The sequence below is a fragment of the Alcanivorax profundi genome (assembly GCF_003597125.1).
GTDB classification, from domain to species: Bacteria; Pseudomonadota; Gammaproteobacteria; order Pseudomonadales; family Alcanivoracaceae; genus Alcanivorax; species Alcanivorax profundi.
Genome location: NZ_QYYA01000003.1, coordinates 252,067 through 275,214, shown reverse-complemented (window position 1 = coordinate 275,214; position 23,148 = coordinate 252,067). Strand labels below are relative to the sequence as shown.

19 protein-coding genes and 1 tRNA gene are annotated in these 23,148 nt (G+C 58.1%); 2 read left to right on the top strand and 18 right to left on the bottom strand.

Features of this window, described 5'->3' with window-relative positions; genetic code table 11:
* Positions 1–2 precede the first annotated feature (2 nt).
* Positions 3–1,205: an acyl-CoA dehydrogenase family protein gene (locus D4A39_RS11250; RefSeq protein WP_022986956.1), complete on the bottom strand. Its 1,203-nt coding sequence runs from the start codon at positions 1,203–1,205 to the stop codon at positions 3–5.
* Positions 1,206–1,395: 190 nt separating this feature from the next.
* Between D4A39_RS11250 and ylqF the strand changes: the two genes are divergently transcribed.
* On the top strand, positions 1,396–2,340 hold the full coding sequence (gene ylqF / locus D4A39_RS11245; RefSeq protein WP_119918125.1) for a ribosome biogenesis GTPase YlqF: 945 nt from the start codon (positions 1,396–1,398) through the stop codon (positions 2,338–2,340).
* 136 nt (positions 2,341–2,476) lie between these two features.
* On the opposite strand, the gene D4A39_RS11240 is transcribed toward ylqF, so the two are convergent.
* The 10 genes from D4A39_RS11240 to guaB all read right to left on the bottom strand — a co-directional run bounded on the left by D4A39_RS11240 (position 2,477) and on the right by guaB (position 11,865).
* Positions 2,477–2,553: transfer RNA gene (locus tag D4A39_RS11240), tRNA-Pro, on the bottom strand.
* A 189-nt stretch (positions 2,554–2,742) separates the two neighbouring features.
* The gene (locus D4A39_RS11235) at positions 2,743–3,102 is read right to left on the bottom strand and encodes a MerR family transcriptional regulator (RefSeq protein ID WP_022986954.1); all 360 of its coding nucleotides are present in this window, start codon (positions 3,100–3,102) and stop codon (positions 2,743–2,745) included.
* The gene (ihfA, locus tag D4A39_RS11230; protein ID WP_022986953.1) at positions 3,083–3,385 is read right to left on the bottom strand and encodes an integration host factor subunit alpha; all 303 of its coding nucleotides are present in this window, start codon (positions 3,383–3,385) and stop codon (positions 3,083–3,085) included. Before ihfA ends, D4A39_RS11235 begins: the two co-directional genes overlap by 20 nt.
* 23 nt (positions 3,386–3,408) lie before the next feature.
* The gene (pheT, locus tag D4A39_RS11225) at positions 3,409–5,787 is read right to left on the bottom strand and encodes a phenylalanine--tRNA ligase subunit beta (protein ID WP_119918124.1); all 2,379 of its coding nucleotides are present in this window, start codon (positions 5,785–5,787) and stop codon (positions 3,409–3,411) included.
* 83 nt (positions 5,788–5,870) lie between these two features.
* Positions 5,871–6,890 carry a phenylalanine--tRNA ligase subunit alpha gene (pheS, locus tag D4A39_RS11220; protein WP_022986951.1) on the bottom strand — a complete coding sequence of 340 codons (1,020 nt, stop codon included), beginning with the start codon at positions 6,888–6,890 and terminating at the stop codon, positions 5,871–5,873.
* A gap of 260 nt (positions 6,891–7,150) precedes the next feature.
* Positions 7,151–7,510, bottom strand: a complete 360-nt coding sequence (gene rplT, locus D4A39_RS11215; protein WP_022986950.1) for a 50S ribosomal protein L20 — start codon at positions 7,508–7,510, stop codon at positions 7,151–7,153.
* 25 nt (positions 7,511–7,535) lie between these two features.
* On the bottom strand, positions 7,536–7,730 hold the full coding sequence (rpmI, locus tag D4A39_RS11210) for a 50S ribosomal protein L35 (RefSeq protein WP_022986949.1): 195 nt from the start codon (positions 7,728–7,730) through the stop codon (positions 7,536–7,538).
* A 55-nt stretch (positions 7,731–7,785) separates the two neighbouring features.
* Positions 7,786–8,343 (bottom strand): translation initiation factor IF-3, encoded by a 558-nt coding sequence (infC, locus tag D4A39_RS11205; RefSeq protein ID WP_022986948.1) that lies wholly within the window; start codon positions 8,341–8,343, stop codon positions 7,786–7,788.
* A 294-nt stretch (positions 8,344–8,637) separates the two neighbouring features.
* Positions 8,638–10,209, bottom strand: coding sequence for a glutamine-hydrolyzing GMP synthase (guaA, locus tag D4A39_RS11200; RefSeq protein ID WP_022986947.1), 1,572 nt, complete (start codon positions 10,207–10,209; stop codon positions 8,638–8,640).
* Between the two features lie 186 nt (positions 10,210–10,395).
* A complete protein-coding gene (guaB, locus tag D4A39_RS11195; protein ID WP_022986946.1) occupies positions 10,396–11,865 on the bottom strand; it encodes an IMP dehydrogenase in 1,470 nt (489 codons plus the stop codon).
* A gap of 216 nt (positions 11,866–12,081) precedes the next feature.
* Here guaB and xseA point away from each other — a divergent pair, with 216 nt between their 5' ends.
* Positions 12,082–13,440, top strand: a complete 1,359-nt coding sequence (xseA, locus tag D4A39_RS11190) for an exodeoxyribonuclease VII large subunit (protein WP_022986945.1) — start codon at positions 12,082–12,084, stop codon at positions 13,438–13,440.
* Here xseA and D4A39_RS11185 read toward each other — a convergent pair.
* From D4A39_RS11185 to hisS, 7 genes are all read right to left on the bottom strand, one after another.
* A complete protein-coding gene (locus D4A39_RS11185) occupies positions 13,385–15,304 on the bottom strand; it encodes an ATP-binding protein (RefSeq protein ID WP_022986944.1) in 1,920 nt (639 codons plus the stop codon). The two genes, xseA and D4A39_RS11185, sit on opposite strands and share 56 nt — an antisense overlap.
* Positions 15,301–16,185, bottom strand: a complete 885-nt coding sequence (locus D4A39_RS11180) for a hypothetical protein (RefSeq protein ID WP_147393911.1) — start codon at positions 16,183–16,185, stop codon at positions 15,301–15,303. The genes D4A39_RS11185 and D4A39_RS11180 overlap by 4 nt, the downstream gene beginning before the upstream one ends.
* On the bottom strand, positions 16,158–18,200 hold the full coding sequence (locus D4A39_RS11175) for a TonB-dependent receptor plug domain-containing protein (RefSeq protein ID WP_022986942.1): 2,043 nt from the start codon (positions 18,198–18,200) through the stop codon (positions 16,158–16,160). The genes D4A39_RS11180 and D4A39_RS11175 overlap by 28 nt, the downstream gene beginning before the upstream one ends.
* A gap of 103 nt (positions 18,201–18,303) precedes the next feature.
* On the bottom strand, positions 18,304–19,710 hold the full coding sequence (der, locus tag D4A39_RS11170; protein ID WP_119918123.1) for a ribosome biogenesis GTPase Der: 1,407 nt from the start codon (positions 19,708–19,710) through the stop codon (positions 18,304–18,306).
* Positions 19,711–19,831: 121 nt separating this feature from the next.
* The gene (gene bamB, locus D4A39_RS11165) at positions 19,832–20,977 is read right to left on the bottom strand and encodes an outer membrane protein assembly factor BamB (protein WP_022986940.1); all 1,146 of its coding nucleotides are present in this window, start codon (positions 20,975–20,977) and stop codon (positions 19,832–19,834) included.
* A complete protein-coding gene (locus D4A39_RS11160) occupies positions 20,978–21,613 on the bottom strand; it encodes a YfgM family protein (protein ID WP_022986939.1) in 636 nt (211 codons plus the stop codon).
* A gap of 214 nt (positions 21,614–21,827) precedes the next feature.
* Entirely contained in the window at positions 21,828–23,096 is a 1,269-nt protein-coding gene (gene hisS / locus D4A39_RS11155; RefSeq protein ID WP_119918122.1) for a histidine--tRNA ligase, read from the bottom strand.
* Positions 23,097–23,148: the final 52 nt, after the last annotated feature.

Sequence of the window (23,148 nt, the reverse complement as noted above, 5' to 3'; positions counted from 1 at the left end):
GCTTACAAACCCAGCACGGCTTTGGCAATAATGCCGCGCTGGACTTCGTTGGAGCCGCCGTAGATGGAGCAGGCTCGTGAGTTCAGGTAGTGAGGCATGGCGGTAAGCGCATACTCAGGGCCAATGATCGGCTGTTCGCTGCCCGGCACCAGTGCCTGGGGCTGCCAGATAGCGGCCTGGGCCCCCAGGGTTTCAATGCGCAGCTCGGTGACCTTCTGCAGCAACTCGGTGCCGAGAATCTTGGTCATGGAAGACAGCGCCCCCGGATCCTTGCCGGAAGACAACGCGGACTTGATGCGCATCTCGGTGAATTCCAGTGCCAGCACGTCAGCGGAGACTGAAGCAAACTTGTGTTGCCACAGCGGATCCTGGCTCATCGGGCCATGTACGGTCTGCTGCTTTTCCGCCATCAGACGGATCTTTTCCAGCTGCACGTTCAGGCCCGGCGCGTATTCCTGGCCTCCACGCTCAAAGGTGAGCAGGTACTTGGCCACGGTCCAGCCATCGTTCTCGGCACCGACACGATTCGCCTGGGGCACTCGCACGTTATCGAAGAACACCTGGCACTGCTCGGTCACTTCATCCAGACCCACGATGGGCTCGATGGTGATACCCGGCAGGTCCATATCCAGCAACAGGAAGGTAATGCCCTGCTGGGGCTTGCCGTCTTTATTGGTACGCACCAGCGCAAACATCTTGTTGGCGTAGTGGGCGTAAGTGGTCCAGATCTTGGTGCCGTTGATGATGTAGTCATCACCGTCTTTTTCAGCAAAGGTCTTCAGGGACGCCAGATCAGAACCGGAACCCGGCTCGGAATAACCCTGACACCAGAAGTGCTCACCATTGAGGATCTTCGGCAGGTATTCTTTCTGCTGTTCTTCAGTGCCGCAGCCGATCAGACAAGGACCGCACATGTGCAAACCCATGGGCACCAGCGGCGGGGTTTCCGCACGCACCAGCTCTTCGGCAAAAATGGCACGCTGGGTCACGCTCCAGCCGGTACCACCATGTTCCTTCGGCCAGTGCGGTGCCGCCCAACCCTTGTCATTGAGGATTTTTTGCCAGGCCATGGCTTCCTTCACCGGCGCGAACACCGAGGTCACCATCTTGCCCGCCTCACGAATTTCAGGGGTCAGGCTTTCTTCCAGAAAAGTCCTTACCTCGTCCCGAAATGCCTTCTCCTGCTCCGGCACACGCAGATCCATACCGTACTCCGCTTTATCAGAATCAATGGTATACAGTGTACGTTAGGGCCATTGAGACACTCATGACACGACGTTTCAGGGCACTGGCGAAAACCGTCATAAGCGCGGTTTTTCAGCACCCGGCACGCCACAGACAACATGATAAACGGCTATAATGCCCCCTCATTTACCCCCAGACAGGCGAGTATCGATGAGCATCAACTGGTTCCCCGGCCACATGAACAAGGCGACCCGTGAGATTCACGATATTCTCCCCAAGGTAGACCTGATCATCGAAGTCGTAGACGCTCGCCTGCCCTACAGCAGTGCCAACCCGGTGATCGAGAACTTCCGTGCCGACAAGCCCTGCCTGAAGCTGCTCAGCAAAAGCGATCTGGCCGACCCGGCGGTAACCGCACAATGGCTGGAGCATCTACAGCAAGATCCCAAGGTTCGCGCACTCGCCATTACCACCCAGAAACCGGACCCCATTCGCAAGCTGGCAGATACCTGCAAGCAAATGGTCAACAAGAAAATTGACCGGGCTACCACCATTACCGCCCTGATCACCGGCATCCCCAATGTGGGCAAATCCACTCTTATCAATACCCTGGCCGGACGCCCCGTTGCCAAAGCCGGCAACGAGCCGGCGGTCACCCAGCGCCAGCAACGGATTGAACTGGGCGGCGGCCTGATCCTGATTGATTCTCCCGGCATCCTCTGGCCCAAAATTGAAAACGCCGCCAGCGGCTACCGGCTGGCCCTGTCAGGCGCCATCAAGGCCACCGCCATGCAGGAAGATGACGTGGCGCTCTACGCGGCCGAATATTTCATGCAGGCCTACCCCGAGCTAATGAAAGAGCGCTTCAAGCTGGACACCCTGCCCAACGAAGGCGTCCCCATGCTGGAAACCATTGGCAAACAGCGCGGCTGCCTGGGCCGCGGCGGTCACGTGGATTTCGACCGCACTGCGGCCCTGCTGATCAACGAATTCCGCAGCGGTAAACTCGGCCAGATCACCCTGGAAACCCCCGCGATGGCGGAAAAAGAACACGTAAAAGTGGCAGAAATCCGGGCGAGAAAAGCAAAAGAAAAAGAAGAAAGAAAGAAGGCAAGAAAAGCCGCTTACAAGGCCAAGGCCAAAAAGAATACCTGACGCAGGGCCACAGAATCTCGCCAGGAGATCTCCGCCCCCTGACCGGCTACCGGCCTTGAAGATCGGCTGACACGACGCGGGAAACGCGCATAAAAAAAGCCCGGCCAGTGCCGAGCTTTTTTAATCCGACCAAATTTGGTCGGGGCGAGAGGATTCGAACCTCCGACCCCTTGCACCCCATGCAAGTGCGCTACCAGGCTGCGCTACGCCCCGAGATGTCTGGCAACCACTGGCTACCAAAGCGGCGTGCATAATAGCGGATTTGATGGGGGGATGGAACCTGCAAGATGCTGTTTGCTCAGGGTTTGATCGGCCAATGGGGTCAAGGCATGAAAAAGCCCCGCCAGCAGGCTGGCGGGGCTTGATCGTCATGCTGAAGCATGGCGCGTCACGTATGACTCGTCAGGACGCCTTGAGTACGTCCAGCACTTCTTCCAGCTCGGTGATCATTTGCTTGATCAGCTGGTGATACTGCGTGGCCTGCTCTGCGTTGGCACCACCGGTAAGCTGCTGACGCGCGCCACCGATCGTAAAGCCCTGATCGTACAGCAAGCTGCGAATCTGGCGGATCATCAGCACGTCCTGGCGCTGATAGTAACGACGGTTACCGCGTCGTTTCACCGGCTTGAGCTGGGGAAATTCCTGCTCCCAGTAGCGCAGTACGTGTGGTTTCACATCGCACAGGTCGCTGACTTCGCCAATGGTGAAATAACGCTTACCCGGGATCGCCGGGAGTTCGTCGTTATGGCTTGGTTCCAGCATAGGCCTCAACCCGTTGTTTTAGTTTTTGTCCTGGACGGAAGGTCACAACCCGTCGGGCGGTGATGGGAATTTCCTCACCGGTTTTAGGATTACGGCCGGGACGCTCGCTCTTGTCACGAAGGTCAAAATTACCGAAGCCGGAGAGTTTCACGGGAACGTTGCTCTCAAGGGAGTGGCGGATTTCCTCGAAGAACATTTCCACCATTTCCTTGGCTTCGCGCTTGTTCAGGCCAAGCTCTTCGAACAGGCGCTCGGCCATGTCCGCTTTGGTCAGCGCACCCATGAAAAGACTCCCAAATCCCTGAATCAATCCCTCAAAGTGGCGTTAAACTGCTGTTTTACTTGAGAAACAACAGCCTCCACCAAGTCGTTGACTTCTTGATCCTTAAGAGTGCGCGAACGGTCCTGGAAGGTCAAGCCCAAGGCGAGACTTTTGCGATTTTCACCAATGCTATCACCTTGATATATATCGAAAATCCGAACATCAGTGAGACGTTCGTCACAGGTGTCGCGAACCGCTGCCACCAAATCCCCTGCCGGAACGCCAGCGTCCACGACAAAAGCCAGATCGCGACGCATCCGCGGCTGATCGGAAACACCGGCAAAGTGAGGCAGTATTCCTTGCTGCAGTGGCGCCAGCGCCAACTCAAAGGCATACAGGTTGGCCGGCAGGTCCAGATCTGCCGCCAGGCGCGGGTGGATGCGGCCAAGGTAGCCGACCACCTCACCACCGCGGCTCAAGGCCGCCGTCTGCCCCGGGTGCAGGGCGGGATGCTCACCCGCGGTAAAACTGAACGCGCTGGCATCGGACAGACTGAGCAGGGCTTCCACATCCCCTTTCAGATCAAAGAAGTCTGCCGCCCGCTTGCCTTCCCAGTTTTGCGGCTGGGCGCTGCCGTAGACCAGCCCGGCAATCATCGGGGTTTGTTCCAGCTCGCCTTGCGCTTGAGGCATGAAACGCAGGCCGGTCTCGAACAGACGCAGACGATCCGCCTGACGGTTCAGGTTGTGGCGCGCCGTGCTGAACAAACCGGCCAGCAGCGTGGTGCGCATAACGCCCAGATCAGCAGAAATCGGATTGAGCAGCGGCAGCGGCTCAACGCGAGGCTCCACCTGCTTGAGCAAACCCGGCTCCACAAAGGTATAGGTAATCGCTTCAAGATAGCCGCGATCGATCAAGGTATCGGCCAGACGGCGCACTGCCACCACATTCTCGCCGACGGTATCCCCCGACGGAGAGCCTGCCGGCACGCGACTTGGCAGCTTTTCATAGCCATAGATCCGCGCCAGCTCTTCGATCAGGTCGGGCTCGATGGCCATGTCAAAGCGCCAGCTCGGCGCCAGCACGGTCCAGGCATCGCCGCTGGCGGCGGGCGTGATGGCCATGCCCAGACGACCGAGGATGTCTTCGACCTGCTCGGCGGGCAATGCCATGCCCAACAACCCTTCGATACGCTCTGCGCGCAAGGCGATCTCGGCCTGCCGTGGCAGTTTGGCGTCTTCCACGGCCTCACACACAGGCCCTGGCTGACCGCCGGCGATCTCCAGAATCAACGCGGTAGCACGCTCAATCGCATCCTGCTGCAATTGCGGATCAACCCCGCGCTCAAAACGGTGAGAAGAGTCGGTGTGCAGGCCGTAGGAACGGGCCTTGCCGGCAATCGCCAGCGGCGCAAAGAACGCACACTCCAGGAAAATGTCCTGGGTCTGTTCGGTGACCGCGGAGGGCTTGCCTCCCATGACACCGGCCACGGCAAGCGCGGCGGTGTCATCGGCAATCACCAGGGTGTCATCCCGCAGCGTCAACGTCTGCTCGTCCAGGGTTACCAGTGTCTCGTCAGCCTTGGCCTTGCGCACGGTGATACCGCCGCTGAGCCTGGCCAGATCAAACGCATGCAGCGGCTGGCCCAGTTCCAGCAGAACATAGTTGGTCACGTCGACAATCGGGTCGATAGTACGCAGGCCGGCCCGGCGCAGGCGCTCGACCATCCACAATGGGGTGTCAGCCTTGACGTTAACGCCCTTGATGACCCGGCCGAGATAACGCGGGCAGGCATCGCTGTCAGCCAGGGTGATGGTCAGGGTGTCATCAATCGCAGGCGTCACTTGGCTGATGGCGACTTCGGTGAGCGGACACTGATTCATTACCCCCAGCTCGCGGGCGATACCGCGCACGCTCAGGCAGTCTGCGCGGTTCGGGGTCAGATCCACCTCGATCACCGCATCATCCAGCTGCAGGTACTCCCGGAAATCCGTACCCACCGGCGCATCGTCTGGCAGCTCCATCAAGCCATCGATGAGGTCTTCCAGACCCAGCTCGGAGGCGCCACACAGCATGCCGTTGGATTCCACGCCACGTAGCTTGGCTTTCTTGATCTTGAAGTCACCGGGCAGCTTGGCGCCCACTTGCGCGAAAGGAATTTTCAGGCCCGGACGGACATTGCTGGCGCCACACACCACCTGAGCCGTTTGCGAGCCGTTACTCACCTGACAGACACGCAGTTTGTCCGCATCAGGGTGCGGCTCGCAGCTTTCTACCTGCCCCACCACGACACCGGAAAATACCGGCGCTGCCGGTTCCACGCCGTCCACTTCCAGGCCAGCCATGGTCAGCTGCTTCACCAGAGTGTCCGTATCAACCGCGGGGTTAACCCATTCCCGCAACCAGGCTTCATTTACGAGCATGTTCAAATCCTTACTAGCGTCTTGTTACCACAGAGGGCACAGAGTCATTCTCTGTGTGCCCTGTGGGCTCTGTGGTGAATGTGTCAGCTGAACTGAGACAGGAAACGGGTGTCGTTTTCAAAGAACAACCGCAGGTCGTTCACGCCGTAACGCAGCATGGTGATACGCTCAATCCCCATGCCGAAGGCAAAGCCACTGTATTCACTGGCATCGACACCGCCGTGCTCAAGCACTTTCGGGTGCACCATGCCGCAACCCATGATTTCCAGCCAACCGGTATGGGAGCACACACGGCAGCCTTCTCCACTGCAGCTCACACAGCCCACATCCACTTCCGCACTGGGCTCGGTGAACGGGAAATAGCTGGGACGGAAGCGCACCGGCAGGTCTTCCACCTCAAAGATGAAACGCAGGAATTCCGCCACGGTGCCACGCAGGTCGGCAAAGGTGATGTCCTTGTCTACCAGTAGCCCTTCCACCTGGTGAAACATGGGGGTATGCGTGAGGTCGGAGTCACACCGGTACACACGGCCTGGCGCAATAATCCGGAACGGCGGTTTGCCCTGCTCCATCACGCGCACCTGCACCGGTGAGGTGTGCGTCCGCAGCAGACGGCCATCACCAAAATAGAAGGTGTCGTGCATGGCACGGGCCGGGTGATGGGAAGGAATATTCAACGCTTCGAAGTTATGGAAATCATCTTCCACTTCCGGGCCTTCGGAAATATCGAAGCCAAGACGCAGGAAGAAATCCTCGATACGGCGGCGCATGCGGTTCACGGGATGCAGGTTGCCCGGCATCTCACCGCGACCGGGCAGTGTCACATCCACGGTTTCACTGGCCAGTTGTTCGGCCAGGGCAGCTTCTTCCAGCAGGGTCTTGCGAGCGGTAATCGCGTCCTGAACCTTCTGCTTGCCTTCATTGATGACCGCCCCGGCCTTGGGGCGCTCTTCCGCGCTCAACTTGCCCAGCCCCTTCATCAGGGCACTGATTTCCCCTTTCTTGCCCAGGTATTTCACCCGCACATCGTCCAGGGCCCGGATATCACCGGCCTGCTCTACCTCTGCCAGGGCGGCATCGACCAGGGCATTGAGATTTTCCATCGAAGACTCCGCAGTCTTTTATAAGCTGCAAGCTTCAAGCTGCAAACTACAACACGGTTCGCGACTGTTGCCATCCGAAACCGCTTTCCCCGCGCCGCTACGTTCGGGCGCGGCATTGAGGCTTTCGAATAGCACAACGCTGAAGCCGCGTTGTAGCTTGCAGCTTGTAGCTTGTAGCTGGTCTTTTAAACAAAAACGGGGGAAGAGCGCGAGCTCTTCCCCCGTTGAGTATGCTGCTTCGTTCAGGACGAAACAGTGAATCAGGCGGTGAGACTCGCTTTGGCTTTCTCGGCCAAAGCGCTAAAGGTTGCCTGATCGCGAACAGCGATGTCCGCCAGTACTTTACGGTCGATATCGATGGATGCCTTTTTCAGGCCATCGATCAGACGGCTGTAGGACAGACCGTTCAGACGCGCAGCGGCGTTGATACGCACAATCCACAGACGACGGAACTGACGCTTGCGAACCTTACGGTCACGGTAGGCGTACTGACCGGCTTTGGTAACGGCCTGTACCGCTACACGGAATACACGGCTGCGGGCACCGTAGTAGCCTTTAGCCTGCTTGAGAATTTTCTTGTGCCGACGACGGGCCTGCACACCACGTTTTACTCGTGCCATTGTCTAGTCTCCAGATCCGTATCAGTTATGCGTAGGGCATCATGCGTTTAACCAGAGCTACATCAGACTCATGTACCTCGGTTTTCGGACGCAGCTGACGGATAGTCTTGGAGGACTTCTTGGTCAGAATGTGGTTTTTGAATGCCTGCTTGCGCTTGAAACCGGAGGCGGTTTTCTTGAAACGCTTGGCAGCCCCACGATTTGTCTTGATTTTAGGCATGGTACCTTCTCAAGTTGGTTAATTTAGGGAGTAACATTTTCCGAATCAGAAAGGGTTACTTCTTCTTTTTGCCCGGGCCGATCACCATGATCATCTGGCGACCTTCCATATTCGGGCGCTGCTCCACAGTGCCGAACTCTTCCAGGTCCTTCTCGATACGCTCGAGCAGTTCCCGGCCCAGCTCCTGGTGAGCCATTTCCCGGCCGCGGAAACGGACGGTAATCTTGGTTTTGTCGCCGGCCTCGAGGAACTTTCTGAGGTTACGCAGTTTCACCTCATAGTCGCCGATATCGGTGCCGGGACGGAATTTGATTTCCTTGACCTGAGTCTGGCGCTGCTTCTTGCGCCCCTCTTTGGCCTTTTGCTTCGCCTCAAACAGGTGTTTGCCGTAATCCATGATTCGACAAACCGGCGGTTCCGCACCAGGGGAGATTTCTACCAGATCCAGTTGCTTCGCGGTCGCCTTGTCCAGTGCATCCTGCAGGCTGACAATCCCTACCTGCTCACCGTCCACATCGATCAACCGAACTTCGGTTCCCTGGATTTGCTGATTGATCCGGGCGCGTTGCTCGCGGCCCTTGTTGCCTCCACGCTTAATGTCGTGAACCTCCACTCTGTTTTAGACAATGAGGCGACGCCTCGCCGCCCCAGTAAAGGCGCGCATTGTATGCCACTACAATGGGCACAACAACCCCAAACCCGCTGGTTTGAAGCGCGCAACTGACTGAAACGGAATGAATTCTGCCCGGCAGTGAGACTCTGCTCACGATCCGGAAGCCGTCTCAGCGGCCCCGAATTCCGGGAAGGCTGCGTATTTTAAGCAAATCCGCTTGTTTTTCAAGCAGCAAAACGGCCTGACCGCCAACAAAAAAGGCGGCCACAGGCCGCCCTTTTCGCTGATCCGGCCTTACTCCCACTCAATCGTGGCTGGCGGCTTGGACGAAATATCGTAGGTCACCCGGCTGATGCCAGGGATTTCATTGATAATGCGGCTGGAGACCAGCTCCAGGAATTCGTAGGGCAGGTGTGCCCAGCGAGCGGTCATGAAGTCGATGGTTTCCACCGCACGCAGCGCGACCACGTATTCGTAGCGGCGGGCGTCGCCCACCACGCCCACGGATTTGACTGGCAAAAACACCGCAAAAGCCTGGCTGGTCTTGTGGTACAGCCCCGCCGCTCTCAGCTCTTCAATGAAGATATGGTCCGCCAGACGCAAGGTGTCGGCGTATTCCTTCTTCACTTCACCAAGGATACGAACCCCAAGGCCCGGACCCGGGAAGGGGTGGCGATAGACCATGTCGTAGGGCAGGCCCAATTCCAGACCGATCTTGCGCACCTCATCCTTGAACAGCTCACGCAGAGGCTCCACCAGCTTGAGCTTCATGTCTTCCGGCAGGCCGCCCACATTGTGGTGGCTCTTGATCACGTGCGCCTTGCCTGTCTTGCTGGCGGCGGACTCGATCACATCCGGGTAGATGGTGCCCTGGGCCAGCCAGTTGGCGTTCTTCAGCTTGCCCGCTTCTTCATCGAAGATGTCGATAAAGGTATTACCAATGATCTTGCGCTTCTTCTCCGGGTCGGCCTCTCCGGCCAGCTTGCCGAGGAAATTGTCTTCCGCGTCCACACGGATCACTTTCACGCCCATGTTGTCGGCAAACATTTCCATCACCTGGTCACCTTCCTGGTGACGCAGCAGGCCGTTGTCCACAAACACACAGGTAAGCTGCTCACCAATGGCCTTGTGCAGCAGCGCCGCCACCACTGAGGAATCCACGCCACCGGACAGACCGAGGATCACCTCGTCGCTACCCACCTGCTCGCGGATGGTCTCGATAGCGTCGTTGATGATATTGCTGGGGGTCCACAGGGCTTCACAGTCACACAACTCGCGAACAAAACGCTCGAGCAGCCGACCACCCTGCAGGGTATGTGTCACTTCGGGGTGGAACTGGATGCCATAGAACCGCTTTTCATCGTTGGCCATGCCGGCAATCGGGCAGCTGCCGGTAGTGGCGATCACCTTGAAGCCGTCCGGTGTCGCACCGACACGGTCCCCGTGGCTCATCCACACATCCAGAAATTCACTGGCATGCTCTTCATGGTCGACAATGCCATCGAGAAGGCGGTTACTTTCTGCCTTTTCCACCCGGGCGTAACCAAACTCGTGTTTCTCACCCGCGACCACCTTGCCACCCAACTGCTCGGCCATGGTCTGCATGCCGTAGCAGATACCCAACACCGGCACGCCAGCATCAAACACCGCCTGCGGTGCACGCGGGGTTTCAGCCGCTGTCACCGACTCAGGGCCACCCGACAGGATAATGCCCTTGGGCGCAAACTCGCTGATCTCTTCTGCGGTCATGTCAAAGGCACGAATTTCACAGTAGACCCCGATTTCACGCACACGACGGGCGATCAGCTGGGTGTACTGGGAACCGAAGTCCAGAATAAGGATGCGCTGGGCATGAATGTCTTGCATGGGGTTCTATCCCGCGGTGGTTGCCGGCGGCTGGCACCGGGCCTTGTTGGTTACGGGTCGGACGTCGGATGTCTGACGTCGGACGCTTTAAAAAAACAAAACGGCCGGAGATGCCTCCGACCGATTCTGGCGCCAGACGTCCAACCTCAGACGTCCGACCCCTTTCAAGTCACGATAGACCTCGAATCACCCAACCGGATAATTCGGAGCTTCCTTCGTAATCGTCACGTCATGCACGTGGGACTCTTTCATCCCGGCGGCAGACACTTTCACGAACTCGGGCTTGGTGCGCATTTCATCGACAGTGGCGCAGCCGGTGTAGCCCATGGAGGCACGCAGGCCACCCATCAGTTGGTGAACGATGGCGCTCATCGGCCCCTTGTAGGGCACCCGGCCTTCGATACCTTCTGGCACCAGCTTTTCAATACCGGCCGCCGCATCCTGGAAATAGCGGTCGGATGAGCCAGTCTTGCCCGACATGGCACCCAACGAGCCCATGCCACGGTAGGCCTTGTAGTAGCCCCCCTGGTACAGCTCGACTTCACCCGGGGCTTCTTCCGTTCCTGCCAACAGGGAACCGATCATGATGGCGCTGGCACCCGCCGCCACAGCCTTGGCAATATCACCGGAGAAACGAATACCGCCATCGGCAATCAGCGGCACGCCGGTACCGTCGAGGGCAGCCGCCACGTCAGAAATGGCAGAAATCTGTGGCACGCCGATACCCGCAACAATACGGGTGGTACAAATGGAACCCGGGCCGATACCGACTTTCACCGCATCGGCACCCGCCGCCACCAGGTCTTTTGCCGCTGCCGCGGTGGCAATGTTGCCGCCAATAACCTGCACATCCGGGAAGTTTTTCTTGACCCAGGCGACACGGTCGATAACGCCCTGGGAATGACCGTGAGCGGTATCCACAACGATAACGTCGACACCGGCTTCAACCAGTGCAGCCACACGCTCATCCGTACCGGCGCCCGTGCCCACTGCGGCCCCCACGCGCAAGCGGCCCTGAGAGTCCTTGCAGGCATTGGGATATTTGCGGGCCTTCTCGATGTCCTTCACGGTGATCATGCCGCGCAATTCACCCGCATCATTGACCACCAGCACTTTCTCGATACGGTTCTTGTGCAGCAGCAGCTGGACTTCGTCCGCACCGGCACCTTCCTGCACGGTCACCAGCCGGTCCTTGCCGGTCATGATGTCTTCAACGTGCTGGTCGTAGTTGGTGACGAATCGGGTATCACGGCTGGTGACAATGCCTACTACCTTATCGCCTTCGACCACCGGTACCCCGGAGATATTGTTGGCTTCGGTCAGGCGCAGCAGCTCGGCCACGGTGGCCTTCGGACCAATGGTGATCGGGTCTTTAACAACACCGGATTCGTATTTTTTCACCATGCGCACATTTCGCGCCTGGTCTTCCTGATCCATGCTCTTGTGGAGAATGCCGATGCCGCCTTCCTGGGCCATGGTAATGGCCAGGCGGTGCTCGGTGACCGTATCCATGGCTGCAGAGACCAGAGGAATGTTCAAAGAGATGTCCCGCGTCAATTTGCTTTTCAGGGACACATCCTTGGGCAGCACATTGGAATGGGCGGGTACAAGCAGAACGTCGTCGAACGTCAATGCTTCTTGCACGATTCTGAGCATATTGCACCGTAGGAAGTGAGAGGGTTTCCGACTCGAACCGCTGATTGGGGTTCTGTCAGACGCACCCGGAGTTAAGGAGGGGACCCGGGTGCCGCCGGTCAAGGCGGCCAAACCTAGGCCACCCCCGGAAATTAAGCGGGCGATTATACGTCATTTCAGCCCTTGTACACAATCCGGACAGTAGCGGGCGGCGGCGAAAGTCGCTACTCTCCCGCGATGAGTTTTTCATCGCGCACCGACCCCCTTTCCATCAGCCAGCTGAACCTGGAAGCCCAGGGACTGCTGGAAGGCTCCTTTCCGCTGATATGGCTGCAGGGGGAATTGTCCAACTTCTCCCGGCCGGCTTCGGGTCACTGGTACTTCAGCCTCAAGGATGCCCGCGCCCAGATTAACGGGGCCATGTTTCGAAACCGTAACAGGCTGCTGGATTTCCAGCCGCAAAATGGCCAGCAAGTGCTGGTACGGGCCAAAGTCACCCTGTATGTCCCGCGCGGTAATTTCCAGATTGTGGTGGAACACATGGAGCCCGCCGGGGAAGGCGCGCTCAAGGCCCGCTTTGACGCCCTCAAGGCCCAGCTGCAGGCAGAAGGCCTGTTTGCCCAGGAGCGCAAGCAGGGCCTGCCGGACTGGCCACGACAGATTGGCGTGATCACCTCCCCGTCCGGCGCTGCCATCCGCGATATTCTTCAGGTCCTCAAGCGGCGTTGCCCTTCGATCCCGGTGGTCATCTATCCCGCCGCTGTCCAGGGAGCCGATGCCCCTGCCCAGCTGACACAGGCGCTCAACACCGCGGTCGCGCGCAATGAGTGCGACGTACTGATCATCGGCCGTGGTGGCGGCTCCCTGGAAGACCTTTGGGCGTTCAACGACGAAACCCTGACCCGGGCCGTGGCCGCTTGTCCAATTCCCATCGTCTCGGCGGTTGGCCACGAAGTGGACACCGGGCTGACGGACTTTGCTGCTGACCTGCGCGCCCCGACCCCATCCGCTGCCGCGGAGCTGGTGAGCCCGGACCTGTCTGTGGTCAGCCAGCGGTTTAACGCCCTGCAACGTCGCCTCAAATGGGTCATGGCCCAGCAATTGCGTACACCCGGCGATCGCCTGCGGCACCTGCGCCAGCGGTTGCGTTCCCCGCGCCACTCGCTGGAGCAAAGCAGTCAGCGCCTGGACGAACTCCACGCTCGCCTGCAGCGCCAGATGCAACATCGTCTGGACCTGCTTGGCAGTCGCCTGAAACCCAGCCAGCAACGACTGGCAAGACTGTCCCCTCAGCGAGTGCTGGCCGAGCGACAGCAACGGCTGGACAGCCTGAATAAACGGTTACCCGCCCCGCTGTTGCGACAGTTGCAGCAGGAGCAAGTCCGGCTGGGAGGCCTGGGAAAACGGCTGGATACTGCGAGTCCGCTGCGAACGCTGGCGCGGGGCTACAGCATTACCTTCAAAGGGGAAGAAGCCGTGCGCTCCGCCGCACAGCTGCAACCCGGCGACACCATCACCACACGTCTGACAGACGGAGAGTTCAGCGCCCGGATTGAGTACGTTCAAGGGTCAGATACGGGGTCAGCACACGACTGAGTTGCTGACGGCGGAACGGCTTGGCCAGATGGTCGTCCATGCCTGCAGAAAAGCACCTCTCGCGCTCTTCTTCCATGGCGTTGGCGGTCAAGGCAATGACCGGAATAGGCGCCCGGCCCTGCTCCCGCTCCCACTGCCTGAGCTGGCGAGTTGCCTCCATGCCGTCGAGCACCGGCATCTGCACATCCATGAGGATGCAGTCGAAATCCCGTTGCTTGACCCTGTCCAGCGCCTCTTTACCATTGAGGGCCGTAACCACCGTGACCCCCATCTGCTCAAGAATGCGGCGAGCGACCATCAGATTCACTTCGTTATCTTCGACCAGCAACACCAGGCCGCTTAGAGTGCGCGGCTCGGCTTCACCGCTGATCAATACCACTTCATTCTGCTCAGGCATGTCTTGGCGGAATAGCAACCGCAGTGACAATGTGAATGTGCTACCACCGCCATCCGGACTTTCGACAGTCAATTGCCCTCCCAGCATCTCGCTGAGCCGACGGGCGATGGCCAGCCCCAGCCCCGTCCCACCAAAACGTCTGGAGGTAGAGGAATCCAGCTGGGAAAATGCCTTGAACAATTGCGCCTGTTTTTCCTGTGGAATCCCAATACCGGTATCTTCCACTGAAAGCTTCAGATCCAGCCAGTCTGGCTCCACCAGCGCCCCTTTCACCCTTACTGTCACCCCACCTTCACTGGTGAACTTGATGGCATTGGAGATAAGGTTATTAAGCACCTGGCGCAACCGGGTCGGATCGGTACGTACCACCCGTCGCTTGATCAGATCAGCGGTCTCGAGATGCAAATAAATACCTTTTTTCTCAGCCAGATACCGAAAGGTTGAAAGACAATTTTGTAGCAGCGGCATCAATTCGAAGTACATTGGATCAAGATCCATGCGCCCCGCTTCAATACGCGAAAAATCGAGAATATCGTTGATTACGTCCAGCAAATGCCCCGTGGACTCAAGCGCGACCTGGGTGTATTCATGCTGTTCCTCACTCTGGCGAGTTTCTTCCAGTAATTGCAGCATTCCCAACACGCCATTCATGGGGGTGCGAAGTTCGTGACTCATCATCGCCAGAAAATCACTTTTCGCCTGACTGGCACTTTGTGCCTGCTGGTGAGCCGCCTTTAACTCCTCAATAGCCAGCTGCTGATCGTCTCGTGCCGTTTCCAAACTGCCGGCCAGTTGATTGATATCATCCTGCAGCTCACCAAGCTCGCCATGCAGTCGGCTGGTGCCCCGGACGTGATAATCCCCGTGACGCAGGGTTCGCAGCAACCCTGAAAGGTAGTTGATTGGAGAGGCGATCTGGCGCGCAAGATACTGGGCAATCCACAGACCGAGCAAGGTCGCTGAAAGAGCGGGGATCAGACTCGCCAACAGAATTTCTTTTTGTCGTGCCAGCAGGCGGGCATTGGACATACCAAGTACCACAGAGCCTATCCGCACAGGTTCCAGGCTATCATCCAGTGCCAACCTCAACGTGTCGGTTTCCGCCACAGGTTGTTGGTAGATGCCAGACTGGAACTCCATGATTCCCTGGGTCCGGGGCTGATCATTTCGCCCTTCGTAAAGCAGCACTTTGCCCTTTTCGTCACGAAAGACCACGTACTGAAGATCCGCTTGCTGCATTGCCAGCTGTGCCTGACGGCGCAGGTCTCCATAGTTTCCCGCCAGCACCCCATATTCAGATGAGGAAGCGATTTGCTGGGCCATAAAGCTGCCCAACGCTTGCAAGTCCCGATCTGCATCTTCGAAACGCTGCCAGGTCAGGGCGACCAGCAGCAAACCCAGCATAAACAGCGCAGGGACGACCCCCAGGATCTGTAACTGCTTACGGATACCAGCCTGCGTCTTCATGGCAGCATCTCCTGGGCATCACGCAAGGCTTCGGTGTTGCTGTACCGCATATCAAAGCTGCCAGCCACGTGTTCATTAACAATCACCGAAGGGGTATGCACAAAACCCGATCGCCGGAACCGCTTACGCTGTCGAAATGACTCCAGATGAACCAGTGCTTCCGCCACCAGATCACCCCCGCTCGCGTAAAGACTGGCCACACTTCCCGCCTGGACATAGCTTTGCTCCGGGCCAAAAACCGGACGGCGCAAACGGTAACTGGTCAACAGGATCAGTTTGGCAGCTGCTGGCCCAAAGAGATCCTCGTCCACCGGCAACAACAGAACATCCAGTTCCGGAAGTGTCTCGCGCAACAAGTCGCCCAACTCATTTTCCGGAGACACCAACATGGGGAAAAGACTTAATCTGCCGCTGTAATCCTGCAGCGCGCCTTGTGACCACGCGCTGTTGGGCCCAAGAACCACCCCAACCTTGCGAGCCAGAGGCATCATCACTTCCAGCATTGCAAGCTGGTCATCAAGTGCCACGCCCGCCCAGATCGCAGCACAATGGCACCCCTTGCGTTCGACTTTTTCTGCCAGCGCACGGCTGACAAACACACCCAGGACGGGCTTCCCCTGCTCCAGCGCACGCGAGAAAGCCTCATCGCCCAAGGCAATGAGCATGTCACTGTCTTGCTCGGAGGCGACCAGAACGAGAGGTTGTCCAGCCGCCTGAAGGGCCTGAATAAAGCCAGAGCGGAAATGCCCTTGCGCTCCTTCGACATACACCGCCAGCGGGGGCGTTTGGGCAAACAGGGACGAGGGCGCCAGCACCAGCAGTAGCGCTATCAGCCAATCACGTCCCTGCCGCATCAGATCTTCATCTCCAGCTCCAGCCACATCCTGTCTTCCTGGTACTGGTTTTCCTCGAAGACGATCGGCTCCTTGTTCAGCGCATGCTGAATCACCGCCCGCCACTCCAGCTCCGCCGGACCGGCGCGGTGGCGAAAGCGGATTTGCAAATCCGCCCGTTCGTACCGATAGTCATTATAATCATTGGCGAAATAGTAAGCTGTTGACACCCCCCACTGAGACGCCAGCTGCCACGCCCATAAAGCGCTGCCGGAATCCCTTGCCGCAATTCGGGTTTCTGTCTTCTTGTTGGTATGGGTATGAATGTGCGCCCCGGTCAGCCGGAGTAGATGGTTTACCGTGGGCCGAAAAGTCAACTGAGCCTCGGTGCCCTGATGTTTTACCCAGCCTTCATTATTGGGTTCAAACTCAAACGGGTTCAGGGCGTGACTGAGCAGGTCGGTGAGTTCTTCCTGAAAATAGCGAACGTCCAGCTCCAGAAACCGGAACTGTCCGTAGTATCCGATTTCCTCCGAGCGAATTTTCTCCGGTTTGAGGGTGCCAGGGCTGCTCTGGGTGATGAAGAAGTAGGAGGGGGACCAGCCCAAAAGGGCCTCCGGATTACTGGCAAACGGCTCGGACATATCCAGAGCCTGAATATTGGTGATTGCCTGATCTTCATAGATATCCGGTGTACGTACCGCCCGGGAATAGACATATCGCAAGGTATGGCCCGGTGCCACTCGCCAGCTGACCCCTCCTCGGGGACTGAAATGCTCACCATTGATCTGGTCTCTTTCCCAATACCCCCCAAGATTTAGCGTCAAGGGACTGAGCACATCCACAGCCAGATTGCCAAACAGCCGGTAGCTGACATTATCTTCCGTTCCCGAAAGATAGGCCTGTGAACTCACCCGGTCATGGCGGACATTGGCACCACTCACCAGGCGCATTCGATCGTTGATTTGCCAGGTATCCTGCACTTCCAGATCGTAGCGTTCTTCCTGCAGGTCCAACTCACTGTCGGCACAGAAATTCACCCCCGCGACCCCCTGCAGCGAACCATAGCGGGACAACACCGGGCCACTGGTGGGCACCGCCGCAAAGGTTGCCGCTGTATCCCCCCCGTTCTGCGAATACAGCTCACGTAATTCCTGGGAGAACAATAGTGCCCCGCCAGGCCCTTGCTGACCGGTAAACGGATCCAGATAACAGACCCCGAAATCCGTGACTTCCTTGTTGTATTGGCCGTAGGTGCTGATCTTTAACTGATGTGTGGCAGAAAACACATGCTGCCACTCCAATCCGAGAAAGGCCCGCTCACCCTTTTGAACCGGTTCCCGTGTATAGCGCCCGATATCAGCGACGCCGCTCTCCTGCTGACGCTCGAGGCGACTCTGGCTCCCCCCGACCTGCAGTGCAAAGGTATTGTGCGAATCAGACTCCCAGACCCATTCTGTATTCAGCGTTTCAATCCGCTTGCGGTCCGGACGCGTTTCCCCTTCAAAGGGTTCATCGTAGCCATCATCTGCCCGACGTGACACAGAGGCTCGCCAGGCAGTGTTGTCGCCATGCCCTACAGCAGCAGCACGGCCATCCAGGATGCCATTATTCCCTCCCCGGACAGAGACCGTATGCTTGCTGATATCCCGCGGATCACGGGTAATGATATTCACCACCGCCGTGAAGGCATTGGCGCCATAGGCCGCCGCTGCCGGGCCCCGTGTTACCTCAATGCGCTCCACGTCCCGGATATCAACCGGCATGTCATTCCAGTTAACACGGGAAAGCCCCGGCTGATACTGACTGCGTCCATCCAGCAACACCAGCATGCGCCGCGAATCCCGGGCCTGGGTACCGTGGTATGCCACTGTGGGCACATTGCCATCCACTTTGATGGCCGTCATGCCGGGCACCAGCTTCAGCACTTCATAGAGTTCACGGGCACCACTGGCCTCAATCAGGTTGCGGTCAATGACCGTCACGCTGGCCGGGGCTTCGGACTGAGGCTGGCTGACCCGCGCTGGCGTCAGCACCATGGCAGGCATGTCGGCAAGAGGCATCATAGGCTCCATGGCCCAGAGACTAACCGGCATCAACATGCCAGTTGCGACGAACAGCCCCTTCCCCCAACGTTTGATGATCAGCCCTCCACTGGCCTGCCGGTCACTTCTTCATGCGTTTTATCATGCGGCGACGTTTATGCACCTGACGCTCGGTGAGCTCATTCTTGCGCCCCTCGTAGGGATTAGATCCAGACTTGAATTCCAGCCGGATGGGGGTACCTTCCAGTTGCAGGGCTTCACGGAAGCGGTTTTCCAGGAAGCGCTTGTAACTGTGGGGCAGCGACTCGGTCCGGTTACCGTGCAGCACAATGGTGGGCGGGTTATTGCCCCCCATGTGGGCAAAACGCAGCTTGGCCCGGAAACGACCATTGCGTGGCGGTGGGTGCCCTGCCGTAATGGACTCCATGATCCTTGTCATTTCATTGGTACCCACCTTGATAAAGGCACTATCCCAGGCTTTTTCCACCATGCCCCAGAGGTCACCCACTCCGGTGCCATGCAACGCTGAGATGAACTTGATTTTGACCCAGGGAGCAAATTCCAGCCGGCGCCCAAGCTCGACGCGCACCCGCTCCTTATGATCCGCATCAAGGCCATCCCATTTGTTCACTGCAATCATAAGCGCACGACCGCTATCGAGAACATAGCCCAAAAGGTGAAGATCCTGGTCGGTAATCCCCTCCCGGGCATCAATGACAATGACCACCACCTGCGCCGCCTCCACCGCTTGCAACGCCTTGATGACGGAAAATTTTTCCACCATCTCGTAGACCTTGCCCCGGCGGCGCACACCGGCCGTATCAATCAGCGTGTAGGGCTTGCCCATGCGCTCAAAGGGAATTTCGATCGAGTCACGGGTGGTCCCCGCGTGGTCAAACACGACGACCCGCTCTTCGCCAAGCATACGGTTGATCAGGGTGGACTTACCCACATTGGGTCGCCCCAGCACCGCAACACGGATGCTGTCATCCTGCCGGGGCCTCTCGGCTTCCTGCTCAGGATCAAGCGGCTCCAGATCCGGAAACGCCTCCATGACGGTTTCAATCATGCTGCGTACACCACGCCCATGAGCGGCAGCAATAGGCAGGACATCACTCATGCCCAAGGCATAAAAATCTGCCATGGCAGTATCGGCATCAATGCCATCCGTCTTGTTGACTACCAAATAGGTCGGTTTCGGCAGCTTGCGTAGCTCTGCAGCAATCTGCTCGTCCGCTGCCGTCAGCCCGGCCCGGCCATCCACCATAAACAGCACCAGATCCGCTTCCCCTACCGCTCGCAGGGACTGGTCTGTCATGGGGGCATCAATGCCATCCTCGTTCTCGCCAATACCCCCGGTGTCTACCACGGTATAAGGGTAGTCGCCCATGCGCCCGTCACCGTACTTGCGGTCGCGGGTCAGACCCGGGAAGTCCGCCACAAGGGCATCACGGGTACGGGTGAGTCGATTAAACAGGGTGGATTTGCCCACATTGGGCCGCCCCACCAGGGCGATGACCGGTTTCATAGGTGTCTCTGCAAGGGTATTTGGGCGCTATGGTAACGCGAAACGTGTCTGTACGCTTTACGCAAAACGCCCCGCAGGAGCAATCCAGCGGGGCGCTTTGCGAATGTTGACCGGTAAGAGCCTAACGGGGTGTCAGCTGATAGGCGGACAGTTTGCCATCGTAGCCCAGCACATAAAGGATGTCGTCATAACTGACAGGGGTGCCGGCAAAGCCATCACCGTCATGACGTTTACGCGCTACAATGCTGCCATCATCTGCGTTCAACCAGTGGATGTATCCTTCGTAATCTCCCACAGCCACCAGCCCATCCTGGAAAGCGGTACCGGTAAGACGACGGCCATACAGCCCGTCCTGCTTCCATAGCACCGTTCCACCGCGCTGATCTACCGCACGCACGACCCCTACGTCATCGGCTACAAACAGGCTACCGCTACCACTGGTACTGATGTTCAGGGCACTGGACATGTCCTTGTCCCAGTATTGGCGGCCATTATCCTGATCCATCACGCTAATGCGTCCCTGGAAGGTAACAGCAAATACGCCCCCTCCTTCCACAATCAGGTTGCTGTCCACATCGATCAGGCGATCCAACTCGGAGCGGCCGGTCGCCTCAGCAATCCGCTGCTCCCAGACCGGCGCACCAGAGGCGAGATCCAGCGCCGCGACCTTGGCGTTGGCAAAGCCGGCATACACCCTGTCATTCGCAATAGTAGGCTGCGCCAGCCCACGCAAGGTGAGCGTCGGGACCGGGGTTTCAAAATCCCAGCGCTGTTCACCGGTAGCTGCATCCAGCGCGACCACATGGCCATCCTGGGTCTGGAAAATCGTCAGACTGCCATCGCTGACAGGAATGGCCAGCACTTCGCCAGACAGCTGGGTGCGCCACAGCTCCTCACCGGTTTCGGCATCCAGTGCAACCGCCATCCCTTCTCGGGTACCGTAAAGCACCATGCCGTAGCCGGCATAGAAGCCACCGGCAATACGATCACCGGTTTTCTTACGCCACTGACGCTTGCCTTTATCCCGGCTTACCGCATAAACATCGCCAAAGACATCGCCGGCAATGACCTGCAGCGCAGTCACCGCCGGACGCAGCGAAAGCTGGCTATCTTCAACACCATCTCCTACCCCCTCACTCCACAGCCGCTTGACCTTGTAGCTGGCCTCGAAGTCAGGCAAATCGTTGGGTTCAATGGCATTGGGGTTAGAGCTGCAACCAGCCAGCACAAGGCTGGCCAGCATCAGGGGAAGAAGGAAGTATTTCATTTAGCTCTTCAGGTCATCCAGTTTCATTTGCACACGGTCTTTTTCACCACCATCCTGGAGCACAGCCAGCGCTTCCTGGTAACGCTGTATGGCCACCTCAGTTTCACCCTGGCCCTTGGCCAGATCACCCCGAAGTTCAAGTGCCATACCGTTAAAGGCCTCAGGGAAGCGCTTGTCCAGTTGAGCCTGCGCCTTGTCCCACGCTTGCTGGTGAAGATGGACACGGGCGAGGCGCAGGGAAGCCGTGTACTCAATAGCATCCGTAGCACCGTTGTCAGCAACCGCTTGCAGCAGTTCAACCGCCTGCTCGAATTCACTGGACTGCACCGAAAGCGCGGCTTTAGCCAGACGGGCATAGTCTGCGTAAGCGGTCTTCGGATAAGCGTCAATCAACGCATCAGCCTTGGTGACGATGGCTGCGCTATCCTGCTGTGGCGCGACCAGCTCCTGGAGCATTTCCTGATATTGAGCAGACGCCTCAGCGGACTGCCCTGCACTGTGGTCCTGCCACTCCCGCCAGCCAATCAAAGCGGCCACAGCCAACACGATTGTGATGATGGCCGCGGTACCATTTTGCTGCCACCAGTTCTTGAGCAGTTCCGCCTGCTCTTCTTCGTCACGGATGTAATCTACCACCCTGATCTCCTTTCGTTTTTATTGCCCGGAAGCATTCTTCCCGGCGCTTGTTTATTTCATTTCGTCTGACGTTCACATCAACGCAAGAGGCTTCAAGCAGCCGGTTTATGCGACGAGGCGGCAGAAACCCTGTTTTGCAAGCACCGCCAAGGTACCGGATTGGCGATGTAAACACCCCGACCGACCATCGCGCCCTGCTGTCCGCTGCCGTTGTCTATGCCAGAAACGATGTGACTGCGTTGGCCACATCGCCTTGAGCAACCTGTACCTGCTCACCCTGACCTCGCAACGGCTTAACCGTCACCACGCCATCAGCGAGCTCATTTTCACCAATAATCAAGGCGACCGCTGCACCGCTGCGATCCGCTTTTTTCATCTGGCTTTTGAAGCTGCCACCACCGCAGTGGAGCTGCACCCCATGGTCTGGCAAAGCATCACGCAGCGCCTCAGCCAGCATCATGGTCGGGGCGAGCACATCGCCCATCGGCATCACATAGACGCCAACCGGCGCCGACAGTTCCGGGCGGTTCTGCTCAATCAGCAGAATGAGTCGTTCTACACCCATGGCAAAACCTACCGCCGGGGTCGGTTTGCCGCCCAGCTGAGCAACCAGCCCGTCGTAACGCCCCCCCGCACACACGGTACCCTGGGCACCGAGTGCATCGGTAACCCACTCGAACACAGTCTTGCCGTAATAATCCAGGCCACGCACCAGATACGGGTTCACTTTATAAGCAATGCCGTTGGCATCGAGCAAGGATTTCAGGCTGTCAAAGTGGGCTCGGGCATCGTCATTGAGGTAATCCGCCAGCTGCGGAGCCCCTTCCAGGACTTTGCGGGTGCCAGAATCCTTGCTGTCCAGTACCCGAAGCGGGCTTCTTTCGATACGCTTGCGAGAGTCCTCGTCAATCTCAGCCACGTGTTCCTTCAGGTAGACCACCAGGGCATCCCGGTAGCGGGCCCGGTCACCCGCATCACCCAGTGAGTTCAGCTCCAGAGTGACCTTGTCAGCAAGGCCCAGAACTTTCCACAACCGCGCGGTCATCAGGATCACTTCAACGTCGATGTCCGGCCCGTCCATCCCGAAGGTTTCCACTCCGATCTGGTGGAACTGGCGATAGCGTCCAGCTTGCGGGCGCTCGTGACGAAACATGGGGCCGGTATACCACAGCCGCTGAACCTGATTGTAAAGCAAACCATGCTCTTCGCAGGCCCGCACGCAGCTGGCAGTACCTTCCGGGCGAAGGGTCAAACTGTCACCGTTGCGATCGTCGAAGGTGTACATTTCTTTTTCGACAATATCGGTTACTTCACCGATGCTGCGCTTGAACAGGTCTGTCTGTTCCACAATAGGCATGCGAATTTCCTGGTAGCCATAACTGGCCAGCACATCTCGCACCTTGCCTTCCAGCCACTGCCACAGGGCTGTCTGCTCCGGAAGGATATCGTTCATGCCTCGTATGGAGGTGACTTTCTTACTCACAACATGTCCTTAACACTTGCTGCCAGAACCCCTTCGCAGCCATGCACTGAAG